This window comes from Sphaerospermopsis aphanizomenoides BCCUSP55 (assembly GCF_001586785.1).
Lineage (GTDB): Bacteria > Cyanobacteriota > Cyanobacteriia > Cyanobacteriales > Nostocaceae > Sphaerospermopsis_A > Sphaerospermopsis_A aphanizomenoides_A.
Genome location: NZ_LUFH02000011.1, coordinates 39,621 through 52,602, shown reverse-complemented (window position 1 = coordinate 52,602; position 12,982 = coordinate 39,621). Strand labels below are relative to the sequence as shown.

Here is a 12,982-nt window from a genome sequence, read left to right as displayed (position 1 = left end):
TTATAAGATAACTCACCTTATTCATCAAAGTAGTTATTTATAAAGCAAATATTAATTTCTAGGATGTAATTACTTCAACACTTGTGGCATAAATTGTGAGGAAATATATATATTTTGAGTTGCCAAAGCCTGATTTGATAAGAGAATTACAGATTTAATCGTTAATTTATGAGCTTCTAATGTAATACCCCAGAGCAAGTAGAGGAGTTGAGTTAGGTTGATGATTACAAATTTGATTTTTATGAACGTCAGCATTAGTACAATTTAATCGCTTGACAAAATCAAATATTTTTGGCAAGATTGAACTTAAGTTTATCCGGTTTTTTTCAGTTAATTACATCAGCAATTTCTAAGATCGAGAAATTGATATTGTGGATTAGCACTATGGTATTTACCACTACTTAATGAAATTTCCCTTCACGAAAAAACTGAGGATAATTGCCAGTAATATTCAGTGTTGATTGTGCCGTCCATCTGATTATCAATAGCGACTACAAAGTCTCAGAACAATTCATACAAAACTAAATAGGCTTATCCACTGCCTCAAAGTAACACCATAGAGGATAAGTTCTCGGAGGTAATATGCGGATAAGTCTAGGAATTTGAACTGATATAGCTTTGACGACTCTCCCTAAGCAGAAAATATAGCATCTATCAGCTATCAGCAGTAAAACTTATTGCTGCAAGGCTTTGTAATTAAATTTTCTATCTCATTCACCTGCAATCTGCTCTAACTGGAATAAAAACATAGCAATCCTAAATTATTTATGACAAATCTATTACCTCAGTTCACCAGTAATTTGACGTAAGTATTCAGCAGTCAGCAGTAAAACCCTTTTGGTGCAAGGCTTTGTCATAAAAATTTGTACCTTATTGATCTGCAATATGCTGTAATTATCAATCTTTGCTCTTGCTTTTATTAGCTGATTACTGATTACTGATAGCTGAATGATGATAATTTGACAAATCAAATAGGACTAATATATGGCATTAAACAAAGAACGCCGATTATTAAAAAATGCTGCTATGAAATGGAAAATAATTTTAGCAGCTTCTATTGCTTTAGCAACAGGTTGGATATCTTTCTACAGTTTTTCTCAGTTAAAATTAAAACCGAATTCTCAGGTTCAATCTTCTTCACTCAACTCCTCCACGGCAACTCCTGTAAAAATTGCTGTCACTGCTTTGGGACGGTTGCAACCAAAGGGTAAAATTACTCATTTATCTGCTCCTAATTCCATCAACGGTGTGCGTGTGGAAAAACTGTTGGTCGCTGAAGGAGACGAAGTAAACAAAGGGCAAATTTTAGCTTATTTAGAGGATTACGAACGTTCTAAAGCTGCCATCAAACAAGCCTTTGATAAATTGTTAGTTGCTAAAGCCAAATTAGCACAGGTAAAAGCTGGAGCGAAACCCGGAGATATCAATGCTCAACAAGCAACAATTACCCGTTTAGATTCGCAATTAAAAGGAGAAATTGCTGCACAAACAGCAACAATTAACCGTATTCAAGCTGAAGTAGATAATGCTCAAAAAGAGAGCGATCGCTATCAGCAATTATATAAAGATGGTGCTATTTCTGCTTCCATTGCAGATACTAAAAATTTGCAACTCAAGACATCACAACAACAGTTAACAGAAGCTCAAGCCACTCTTGCACGTACTAAAAATACACTGCAAGATCAAACTAAAGAAGCAAAAGCTAGACTCAACAGCATTAAAGAAGTACGTAATGTAGATGTGGCCTTAGCAGAAAGTGAAGTCAAGAGTGCAGAAACTGCTATTCAACAAGCAAAAGCAGACCATAATTTAACTTACATTAAATCCCCCATAGATGGCAGAATTTTGAAAATTCATGCTAAAAATGGCGAAGTCATCTCTACATCTGGCTTTGCTGAAGTTGGTCAAACATCAGAAATGAATGTAGTTGCTGAAGTTTATCAAACCGATATTCAAAAAGTGCGTGTTGGTCAAAAAGCAATCATCACTAGTGCCACCTTTCCTGGCAAAATACAGGGAACTGTGAAAGAAATCGGTTGGCAAATTGACAAACAAAGTATCTTCAGCATTAACCCCAATTCTGATACAGACCGCAGAATAGTTGAAGTCAAAATATCTATTGATCAGCCTGCTGATAGTCAAAAGGTTTCTCGTTTAACCAACTTGCAGGTAGATGTTGCCATTCAAATTTAGGAAATAGTGAATAGGGAATAGGGGAAATAAATAACCCAATGACTAATGACTAATGACTAATGACTAATAACAAAATATATGAATGTGAAAATTCCTTTAGCATGGCTACAGCTTGCCCAGCAAAAAGTGCGTTTTATCGTAGCTGTAGCAGGAATTGCTTTTATTGTGCTGCTGATGTTTATTCAACTTGGTTTCCAAGATGCACTCTATTCTAGTGCGACAGCAGTACATCAAAATCTCAAAGGTGATTTATTTTTAGTCAGTTCTCAATATAAATCTTTGACCTCAAATCAAAGTTTTTCCCGGACTCGATTATACCAAACATTAGGGTTTAATGGTGTCGAATCAGTTAGCCCCATGTATCTGCAATTTGCGAAATTAAAAAATCCGGCTACTGGTGAAAAATATTCAATTTATGTCATCGGTTTTGACCCAGGAGAATCGGTGATGAATATCCCCGATGTTGAGAAAAATTTAGATATCCTCAAAATTCCTGATGTCATGTTATTTGACAGAAATTCTCGACCAGAATTCGGTCCAATTGCAGAAAAATTTGTGCGTGGAGACACTGACCAAACAATTGAAATATTTCCCTTTGATTCTCTTCAAGGTTATCGAGTCAGAGTTGGTGGTTTATTCGGTTTAGGGCCTTCCTTTGGTGTTGATGGCAATTTAATTGTTAGTGACTCAACTTTTTTAAGAATTAATCCTAACATTCGTCCCGCAGAAAAGATAGATGTAGGTATTATTAAGATTAAACCAGGTGTTGACCCCAATCAGATTTTAGAAACTTTGAAAGCGAGTTTACCTAATGATGTGCAGATTTTTACACGCAAACAATTTATTAATTTTGAAAAAGAATACTGGGCAGCTAGAACACCAATTGGTTTCATCCTGAATTTAATGCTAACTATGGCTTCTGTGGTGGGTGTAGTCATTGTTTATCAAATTCTTTACAGCAATATTGCCACTCAATTTATTGCCTATGCCACTTTAAAAGCTATTGGTTATGCCAATGGATATTTATTAAATGTAGTTTTCCAACAGGCATTAATATTAGCTCTATTAGCTTATATACCAGGGTTTATTGTTTCCGTAGCTTTATATGATTTTGCCATGCAAGCTACTAAATTACCCATCATGATGACTTCTAATAATGCCTTGATTGTCTTAACTTCTACAGTTTTAATTTGCATCACTTCTGGAGCATTAGCAATTAATAAACTTCGCTCCGCCGATCCGGCTGATATTTTCTAAACTATTTGGATCAAAATCAGCAATTCAAACCAAATTATTTACCAATCAATAACACACTATGAACCTCAACAACCAAACTATTCTCATCACCGGAATTGACGAATTTATCGGGTTACGTGCTGCCGAGTTAGCTATAGCACAAGGAATGAAAGTCAAGGGACTACAAACTTCTTCTGTCCAAGATAAAAACCTGCAAAATTTAGGAGTGGAAATTATTGTTGGTAACATCACCGACGAGAAAATTGCTCACAAGGCTTGTCAGGGAGTAGACATTATTTTACACACTGCTCAACTGGCAGAAGAAGCAGGAGACATTAAACAGTTTCGAGAAATCAATGTTAATGGCACTCTCAACATAGCCAAAGCCGCAAAACAAGCTGGTGTCAAAACATTTTTACATCTTTCCACTGTCCTAGTTTATGGCTTTAACTATGCCGATAATATTACAGAAACAGGAACATTAGCTAGTGATAACAATCCCTACTGTCAAACAAAAATTGAAGCAGAAACAGAAGTTTTAAAACTGAATTCACCACCAGATTTTGGCGTAATCATCATTCGTGCTGGAGATGTTTATGGGCCAGGAAGTCTCCCTTGGATAGTACGACCAGTGCTGATGATGCGACAAAAATTATTTGCCTATGCCAATGATGGTAAAGGTGTGATGAATCATTTATATGTAGACAACTTGATTGATGCCATTTTTTTAGCAATTGAAAAGGAAACTTACGGCGAAATTTTCAATATTACAGATGGAGAAGAAACTTCCTGGAAAGACTATTTTATCCACTTAGCGGCAATGGAAGGTTTACCTGCACCAATGTCTCTGCCTAAAGAGGAGATGAAATTATTTTTACGAGTGCGAAATCAGGGACAAAAATTATTTCGCAAAAAAGCCGATATTCTCCCTGAATCTGTTGATTTTATGAGTCGTCCATATCCTTATTCGATTGCTAAATCTACAAACATATTAAATTATAAACCGAAAATTGATTTGGAAGAAGGAATGAAGCGTACTCATCAATGGTTGCAAAAAACTGATATTCAAAAATTGATGAAGTAAGCAATTAGCAGTCAGCTTTCAAAATCTATATATCTCTGTTTGGTCATCTACCGACCCTATATTCTGACTTTTGAATCTTGAATTTTTACTTATTCAGTGTAAGTTATTGGGGGATAGCGTATGTACACATCTCAGCCAAAATTAAGTATTGGAATGCCTGTATACAATGGCGAAAAATTTCTCCAAGAGTCTTTAGATTCTCTGTTAAATCAGACTTTTGGTGATTTTGAGCTAATTATTTCAGATAATGCTTCTACAGATAATACTGAAGAGATTTGTAGAAATTATGCTGCCCAAGACCAGCGTATTCGTTACTATCGCAATGCTAGTAATATCGGTTGCGCTCGTAATTTTCATCGTGTGTTGGAATTGTCTAAAAGCGAATACTTTAAATGGGCAGCTTATGACGATTTACACGCTCCTGATTTTCTCAGTAAATGTATACAGCTACTGGAGGAAAACTCCAATTATATCTTGTGCCATTCCCAAACTTACTTTATTGATGAACATGGAGAGTTTCTGCAAAATTATGACATTAAGCTGAATACTAATTCAGCAAAACCACAAGTCAGGTTTGAAGAATTACTCACCAAACATCTGTGTTATCAAATGTATGGTGTAATTCGCCAAAGTGCTTTGAAAAAAATCCCTCCTATGGGTGGTTATGGCAATGCGGATGGGATTTTATTATTAAGACTGGGTTTGATTGGACAATTTTATGAAATCCCGGAATACTTATTTTTTGCTAGGAGTCATCCCCAGCAATCTTTGAGTATGTTTTTTCCCAACTACTTGTCATTTAATCACAACAATCCTCAATACTCATTAGATATGTTACCGAATTTTTATGAGTATTCAGTGTGGTTTGATTCTAGTAATAATGGCAAGCTTTTATTTCCTCATTGGCGAATTCTGAAGGAATATTTAATTTCACTTAGTCAGAGTTCACTAAATTGGTATGAACAAATATTGTGTTATTGGAGTATTGTTAAAAAACTGTCGGGAACAGAATCTTTATTAATTAAAGATTTGTTCATGGCTGTAAAAATATGGCGTTCACAGCAAAAACTAGTAAGCCATAAGTCTAAAAAATATCCAGCTTTATCCAACTAATTTGGTATTCATTAATTATGTTGAAACATTTTCGCTTTTCCTATCTATTGTTGGCAACATTATTAAGTCTCAGTTGTGCTAACACTGTTCATGCAGAACCTGCTACAACACTAACTGTAGTAGTGAATGGTATTCGTAACAAAACAGGTGAGATTTGCTTTAGAGTTTATAACTCTGAAAAAGGATTTCCGATGAGTAGTTCTAGTGAAGTTCAAAGTGGTTGCACAAAAATTACTGGGAGTTCTGTCAAGAAAGTATTTTCCGGATTAAAACCCGGTACTTATGCTGTTGCAGTTGTTGATGATCAAAACCGTGATCGTAAACTCAACAAAGACTTTTTTGGTATTCCTACAGAAGGTTTTGGAATTTCCCAAAATCCTATTGTCTCAGTCCAAACTGGTACACCCAAATTCTCAAAAGCCAGTTTCAAAATGACAAAAAATACCACTATTAATATCAACATGAAATATTCTCTTGATCCATAGAGAACAGGGAAAAGGTAAAGAAATTTCACCCCATCCCCCCATTTCCCCAGTCCCCAACCCTTAATTATTCTATGGAAGATTTGACCACATTTTTGTCGAAGTCTTTGATAGGTTGGCTGGTTATTCAGGTGTGTTTAACGTTGATATTTTTATGGTATCTGCGTTCATACAAACAACCCTTAGTATCAGATGAGCAGTTACCTAAAACAGCAGTAATTCTGTGTTTACGAGGTGCTGATCCGTTCTTACCGAATTGTGTGCGATCACTCTTAAAGCAAAACTACCCACAGTACGATTTAAAGCTGATCATTGATAGTCCAGAAGATCCGGCTTTTAAAATTGTCAAAGAAGCAATCTCTGAAATTGGTGCAACTAACTTTGAAATTAGCACCTTGAGAACAGTACGGCATAATTGCAGTCTCAAATGCAGTTCTTTAGTGCAAGCTGTTGCAGACTTGGATGATTCTTATCAAGTAGTTGCTCTAGTAGATGGAGATACAATTGTTCACCCCAATTGGTTAAGAGAATTAGTTATTCCCCTGACAGATGAAAAAGTAGGACTAACAACAGGAAACCGCTGGTATGTACCCACAGGAAAATATTGGGGTTCATTGGTACGCTATGCCGGTAATGTCTCCACTGTCGTGCAAATGTTCTTATTTCAAGTTCCTTGGGGCGGTAGTTTAGCAATTAAAAAAGAAGTTCTGCACCAAACAGAACTACTGGAAAAATGGGGAGAAGCTTTTGGTGATGATATGCTCATGCACAAAGTCATCAAAAAACATGGGTTTAAAATTAAATTTGTTCCTTCTTTGTTAATGGTTAACCGAGAAGAAAGCGATTTACCCAGTTTCTTTGCATCTGTCAAACGTTTAATTCTGTGTTCACGACTGTATCACCCCAATTGGTTGGCCTTAGTAAGTGATGCCGTTTCTAGCATTCTCTTTCCTACTCTAGCAATTGTATTAACTTTTGGATTGTTGTTAGCGACAGAATGGAATACAGCAGCTTCTTTATTCAAATCCTACACCATCTACACCATCGGATTACTATTGTTAATGCTGGTGATGGAACTAGGAGTACAAGAAGTAATTCGCTCTCAAGGTCAAACTACTCCTCAAGTTTCACTAACCACAATCATCAAAATGTTAATTGCTATTCCCCTCACACAATGGGTTTATGGATTAGCAATGATATCTTCTCTTTGGATGTCAACAGTTACATGGCGCGGACTTACCTATCGCATTCAAGGACCTTGGAATATTCGTTTAGTTGAATATCATCCCTATCAATGGTTAGATCAACCAATTGATGGCAAACTTTCATTGTAGTTTCATTGTCAGTATTCAGCCGTCAGCCGTCAGCTATCAGCTTTGAAGGCTGAAATACAAAGAATGAGAACAAATGAGGAGCGTGTAACTTTCCTGAAATTAATGCTTCTAAATCTTTGCTCTTGCTGTTATTAGCTGTAAAACCCTGCGGGCATAGCTGAATGTTGACAATTTTCATGAAAGAGTAGCTGCGTAAATCCTAACCCAGCCATTTCATGAAACCGTTAATTTCCAAATGAAAAAACCTCTCCGCATTGCCTTATTTACAGGATTGTTTGCTCCTTTCTTAACAGGAGTTTCCGTTGCAGTACATCAACGAGTTCGTTGGTTACTTGAACAAGGACATGAAGTTTTTCTCATTCACCCAGAAATCAATAATAAGTATCCTAAACAAGTAGGTAATCGTCCCATGCCGGGACTAGATCAACTACAATCTTTTCCTAACTTTTCATCTTATGCCTTCCCCACAGAACCTCTAATCTTTTATAAATCTCTACCTCAACCACTCAACCATCGCCATTGGAGCGATAGTAAATTATTAGAGAAATTCCAGCCTGATATCATCATTGTGGAAGAAGCAGCACAAATGAGAGGGTTATATTCTGTGTTCTTGCAAGGTTATGGTCGCCCTCTAGGAGTTGACTACGCCAAACGCACCAAAACCCCTATCATCTCCATTTTTCATACTGATATCGTGGCTTATATCCGATATTATTTAGGAGATGTACTCTTCACCTTACTGCGTCCCCTAATTCCTCTGTTAGTCAAGCAGTTTAGTGAGGCTTATAATCTCAATTTATTTTCTTCTAGAGAACAACTATCTAAGTACCAAAAACTACAATGTCAGCGGGGTGAATATGTTCCCTATCAGGGGATTAATTGCGAAAAATTTCACCCCCGTAACATCTGTTATGACCCAATACCCGATGATCAACGCCCGACTATTATCTTCGTGGGACGCATTACCGCCGAGAAAAATGTCACTCAAATTTTAGATGCCTATCCATTAATTGCTGCTAAAATTCCTAACGTGCATTTAGTAATTATTGGCAGTGGACCTTTAGATCAAGAAATTCGTCGCCGCGCTCAAGCTTTCCCCTTGGGTGTAACAGTTTGGGGTGAATCTCATGGTACAGAACTTTTAGGCTGGTTCGCCAGAGCAGATGTTTTTATTAACCCTTCAGTTACAGAAAACTTCTGCACAACCAATAACGAAGCTTTAGCTTCTGGAACACCTGTAGTTGCCGCTATTGCTCCTTCTACTGCTGAACAAGTAATACCTGGTTACAACGGTTTTCTTGCTCAACCTAATAACCCTCAAGATTTTGCCGCAAAAATCATTACAATTCTCACCAATCCTGACCTCAAAGCCCAGTTATCTCAACAAGCCCGCCCCTCAATCTTAGAATTTGATTGGTCAGTATGTAGCCAAAAGTTTGAAGACAAACTCTATCAGTTAGTACAAACACCAACAAAAGTTGAGTTGTCTAATCATTAAATATTGTCCACAAGTCTAGAAAAATAGCCAATCTGGCTACATATCTTTGATTATCTCTGGTAGAGTGGGGGAGTAATTGACCTGTGGGCTTTTAGGCTCTATGTTTGAGATATTCATAAACTTTACCAGATTTTTATTAGTGGAGAAATGACCTGCTTCAACTAATAATTATTGGTAATGTACTCAACTGTGCCTAAAAATCTTTTGACCTCATAATTAATCAATTATGGGGTCTTTTGTAAATTTGAGAAATCTTCTGACATAAATCCTTTAATTATTTCTGATTTTTTGTGCATTGATCATAAAACTTAGGACTTACGCAAAATATCTCTCAAACCCTCTTTCCTTTGTGTCCTTCGTTCCTACCCTTCGGGAACACCTGAGCGCAGAGCGCACGCTACGCCAATGGTGAACGTGCTTCATTCTTCCATGACTTGTGCATGAGTCCTAACCTAAAACTTATACACCAACAGGCTGTTAGCACTGTCATCTTTCACCTGCAATGAACTTAATTCCTGGTGTTATGTCCTAACAGTTACACTTATAAACTTGATTTTTTACATTCTGTCAGCAAAAATACAAATAAGTCTAACATCTTGTAGGCTCTCTTGGTGACAACTTAACCTTATCCAATGTCCATAGTCCGCAAATGCGGACTTTTTTATATGCTTAAAATTTATTTATTACTGTTATTATTCAAATGCAATATACTAACACAAAGTGGCTGGTTACTAGCAGTTTAGTTGACATATAACCACTAACTATGAACGAAAGACACAGTTTTTTCCCTACAGCCTTACTCTTTATTTCTTCAAAACCACCCCATCATATTAATAAGTTTAAAATTTAGTTAAGTTAAGATACACTAATGGGTATTTTTATAAAAATTTCTGTTTTCGAGTTAAATTAATATACCAGACTCTTAATAATTAATTTCTGGTTGTAGTGTGACAATTTTTTCAGTAAAAAATCCCCGCTTATCCAGTATTTTGTGATTTTTTATAACAATTAGGCTTAACAATGTCACTATATTCTTTGGTAAAAATTGGGAAAATACAAATTTGGACGAATTTAAAATCAGTAATTCCACGGATATAATATAAGTGAATAATGATTAAAATGGAGTATAAGTAAAATATAAGTTTAAATACTTAAGCATTGCTGTATGGTTACTACTGGGAATCAAAATGTACTCAAAAATATCGACAGGGTGTACAGTAATAAATGAATCCTCTCCTAAAGTATCTTTATAGTTGCTTTTAAATCGAAACTAAGCAACTGTTATACAGCAATACTATCAGAAAAGCCTGGTTGCCACTTGTAGCGTTTCCACACATATTTTTGTAAATGTTCAGACGATCACTTTCTATTACGTAGCTGGTATTAGACTCCCTAGAGGCTGATTTATTGAAACAATAGGAATAAAGTATGACCAACTCAGAACTTCTAGAATCGCATAACATACTACATGAGTTTAAAACCTGTACTCAATTCCAATACAATGGCAAGTTAAATATTAAGAGTTCCAAAGGACGTGAATGGACTTTTTACTATCGCCTAGGGAGAATTGTCTGGGCAACAGGTGGAACTCATCCCTTCAGACGTTGGCGTAGACATATCGCTCAATATTGTCCGCAGATTGAATTAGATAAAATTCGCTGTCGATCTGACGATTTTGCTGTAGACTACTGGGATTATAACCTGTTGGATATTTTATACAAAAGACAAAAAATCCAACGAGAACAAATACAAGCTATTGTCGAAAACACAATTGCTGAACTATTTTTTGATCTAGCCCAGGAACTAGACTTTGCTTCTGTAACTTGTAATCTCAGCCAAGACGTGATCTTAGAAATGCCTATGAGCTTTACAAGTGCAGATATGTCGATTAAACAGATGCAAGACTCATGGGCTATTTGGTCACAGGTTGGTTTGGCAAATGTTTCGCCTAATTTATCACCCATCCTGCGAAGAACAGAACAACTTCAGCAGATGGTTAGTCCTTCTGTATACAAAAACTTTGTCAATTTAATTAATGGTAAGTATACTCTGCGAGAGTTGGCACTGAAAATGAAGCAGGATGTTATGCCTGTTTCTCGTTCCTTACTTCCCTATATACTCAAAGGAATCATTGAGTTAGTAGAAGTACCTGACTTACCTTTACAAGTTACTGAAGGTGAAAGCTCTACCCCTAAACAAGCTAAAAGTCAAATCAATCGCAGGGCCGCACCACTTATAGCTTGTGTGGATGATAGTCCTCTTGTCTGTAAAATGTTAGAGGATATTATTGTTGGTCATGGGTTGAGGTTTACTAAAGTTCAAGATGCTGTGCAAGCTTTGCCTGTTTTGATTCAGGAAAAACCAGATTTAATTTTCTTGGATTTAATTATGCCAGTAGCCAGTGGTTACGAAATTTGTACTCAATTACGGCGCATTCCTGCCTTTGCTCATACACCAGTAATTATCTTAACTGGCAATGATGGTCTTTTGGATCGGGTTCGTGCTAAGGTTGTAGGCTCAACAGATTTTATCTCTAAACCCATAGTGGCTGATCGGGTGATGGGTGTAATACGCAAATATTTACCTGTACAAGCTAATTCAACAGCTAGAAATACACCTCATTTAGAAGTTTCCAGTTAAATAAATGTTAATTTGGCCAACTGGATCTAAACAGTTGCTAAACTATTCCACTGGTTAATAAATACTTGTTGTGAAAGAAGTTTATTGAAGTCAAATAAACTTTTTGATGAGTTTTTAATAGCAGCTAAATCAGTAATATACATCATGTAAACTTATGTTGAATACGTAAATCTTCGGTCGGAAATATCTATACAATGAGTGAGAATAGAATCACAATACAGACTAGTAATATTTTAATCTGTCTGATTGCATATCTCAGTATTTCCATAGTGAACATAATTTCATAGGTAGTTCCCATGAGTACGGTATTAGTTGTTGAAGATGGCTTGGCTGATATGGAAGTGATCAGTCGTTACTTACAACAGGCAGGTTATTCTGTAATTTCTGCCACAAGTAGTGAAGAAGCGCAAGTAAAAATAGATGCGAGTAAACCTGATGTGATATTGCTGGATGTAATTCTACCGGGTAAAAGTGGTTATGAAATTTGTCGAGAATTACAAAATAATCCTCATACTAGCCAGATACCTGTAGTTTTCTGCTCCACTAAAAATAGTGAAGTAGATAAAATTTGGGGGAATATGCTGGGGGCTAAAGCTTATCTTTCAAAACCAGTAGATAGAGAAGAGTTAGAAATCACTTTGAGAAAATTGATTAATAAGTAAAAAATTTCTCAGGGTTGATCACAATCATAGTCACTATTGGAAATTGAGATTTCGTTTTCAAATAGTGGCGTAGAAAATCAACTAGTACAAAGGAAAATTAACTTTGGACACGAAACATAAATTTTTGAGTTTTAATTTGGGAGTAAGAGATAAAGCAGTAATTTCATTAGATCACATCACCGAAGTATTACGAGTCTCATTGACAGAAGTCTGTGGAGTTCCACAGATGCCCAATAGTGTCTTGGGTATTTATAGCTGGCGTGGCGAAATGCTGTGGTTAGTTGATTTAGAAGAAATGTTGGGTTATCCACCTCTTTTACAAAGTTCCAATCTCCTCTCAAAAATGATGGCAATTGTACTAGAAACAGAGGGTAAATATTTGGGTCTTTTAGTGCGCCAATTGATGGATATTGAGTGGTTAGATATTCAGCAAATGAAGACTCCATCGGCTGATCTATTTTATCCAGCCATGTCACCATTTTTACAAGGGTACTTTACTAATGGTGCAGAGGAGATGGTTTTTAGTTTAGATGCGTTATCTATTATACAATCACCAATGTGGAGCAGTCATAACTAAGCAAGGATTTAATAGTGTAGAAATAGAAGGGTGTAGGGGTGTGGGTGAGGAAAAATAGTGAGTCCATAACTAACAACTTCAGTTAGTTATTAAAGAGGAAAGAATTGTTTTAAACCTAAGAAACCAGTAATTTACATCTTAATCATTTAAGATTGTTAGCTCA

General features: G+C 36.2%; 10 protein-coding genes. All 10 read left to right on the top strand.

The features are described 5' to 3' along the window. The first annotated feature begins 984 nt into the window (after positions 1-984). Positions 985-2,193 (top strand): ABC exporter membrane fusion protein, encoded by a 1,209-nt coding sequence (locus A0J48_RS04550; protein ID WP_200320750.1) that lies wholly within the window; start codon positions 985-987, stop codon positions 2,191-2,193. Positions 2,194-2,271: 78 nt separating this feature from the next. Next, positions 2,272-3,450, top strand: coding sequence for an ABC transporter permease DevC (devC, locus tag A0J48_RS04545; RefSeq protein ID WP_200320749.1), 1,179 nt, complete (start codon positions 2,272-2,274; stop codon positions 3,448-3,450). 58 nt (positions 3,451-3,508) lie between these two features. Continuing rightward, a complete protein-coding gene (locus tag A0J48_RS04540; protein WP_200320747.1) occupies positions 3,509-4,513 on the top strand; it encodes an NAD-dependent epimerase/dehydratase family protein in 1,005 nt (334 codons plus the stop codon). Between the two features lie 120 nt (positions 4,514-4,633). Continuing rightward, positions 4,634-5,626: a glycosyltransferase family 2 protein gene (locus tag A0J48_RS04535; protein WP_200320745.1), complete on the top strand. Its 993-nt coding sequence runs from the start codon at positions 4,634-4,636 to the stop codon at positions 5,624-5,626. A 17-nt stretch (positions 5,627-5,643) separates the two neighbouring features. Further along, positions 5,644-6,111: a DUF2141 domain-containing protein gene (locus A0J48_RS04530; RefSeq protein WP_200320743.1), complete on the top strand. Its 468-nt coding sequence runs from the start codon at positions 5,644-5,646 to the stop codon at positions 6,109-6,111. Positions 6,112-6,182: 71 nt separating this feature from the next. Beyond that, on the top strand, positions 6,183-7,442 hold the full coding sequence (locus A0J48_RS04525) for a glycosyltransferase family 2 protein (RefSeq protein WP_200320741.1): 1,260 nt from the start codon (positions 6,183-6,185) through the stop codon (positions 7,440-7,442). A 235-nt stretch (positions 7,443-7,677) separates the two neighbouring features. Continuing rightward, a complete protein-coding gene (locus tag A0J48_RS04520; RefSeq protein ID WP_200320740.1) occupies positions 7,678-8,940 on the top strand; it encodes a glycosyltransferase in 1,263 nt (420 codons plus the stop codon). A 1,428-nt stretch (positions 8,941-10,368) separates the two neighbouring features. Then, positions 10,369-11,580 (top strand): response regulator, encoded by a 1,212-nt coding sequence (locus A0J48_RS04515; RefSeq protein ID WP_200320738.1) that lies wholly within the window; start codon positions 10,369-10,371, stop codon positions 11,578-11,580. Positions 11,581-11,876: 296 nt separating this feature from the next. Then, entirely contained in the window at positions 11,877-12,242 is a 366-nt protein-coding gene (locus tag A0J48_RS04510; RefSeq protein ID WP_200320736.1) for a response regulator transcription factor, read from the top strand. Between the two features lie 103 nt (positions 12,243-12,345). Then, a complete protein-coding gene (locus A0J48_RS04505; RefSeq protein ID WP_200320734.1) occupies positions 12,346-12,819 on the top strand; it encodes a chemotaxis protein CheW in 474 nt (157 codons plus the stop codon). The last annotated feature ends 163 nt before the right edge of the window (positions 12,820-12,982 follow it).

What these genes read in the sequence shown, in the direction of transcription:
- A0J48_RS04515 (WP_200320738.1), top strand. Translation starts at nt 10,369, where the DNA reads ATGACCAACTCAGAACTTCTAGAATCGCATAACATACTACATGAGTTT.
- A0J48_RS04550 (WP_200320750.1), top strand. Translation starts at nt 985, where the DNA reads ATGGCATTAAACAAAGAACGCCGATTATTAAAAAATGCTGCTATGAAA.
- A0J48_RS04525 (WP_200320741.1), top strand. Translation starts at nt 6,183, where the DNA reads ATGGAAGATTTGACCACATTTTTGTCGAAGTCTTTGATAGGTTGGCTG.
- devC (WP_200320749.1), top strand. Translation starts at nt 2,272, where the DNA reads ATGAATGTGAAAATTCCTTTAGCATGGCTACAGCTTGCCCAGCAAAAA.
- A0J48_RS04535 (WP_200320745.1), top strand. Translation starts at nt 4,634, where the DNA reads ATGTACACATCTCAGCCAAAATTAAGTATTGGAATGCCTGTATACAAT.
- A0J48_RS04520 (WP_200320740.1), top strand. Translation starts at nt 7,678, where the DNA reads ATGAAAAAACCTCTCCGCATTGCCTTATTTACAGGATTGTTTGCTCCT.
- A0J48_RS04510 (WP_200320736.1), top strand. Translation starts at nt 11,877, where the DNA reads ATGAGTACGGTATTAGTTGTTGAAGATGGCTTGGCTGATATGGAAGTG.
- A0J48_RS04540 (WP_200320747.1), top strand. Translation starts at nt 3,509, where the DNA reads ATGAACCTCAACAACCAAACTATTCTCATCACCGGAATTGACGAATTT.
- A0J48_RS04530 (WP_200320743.1), top strand. Translation starts at nt 5,644, where the DNA reads ATGTTGAAACATTTTCGCTTTTCCTATCTATTGTTGGCAACATTATTA.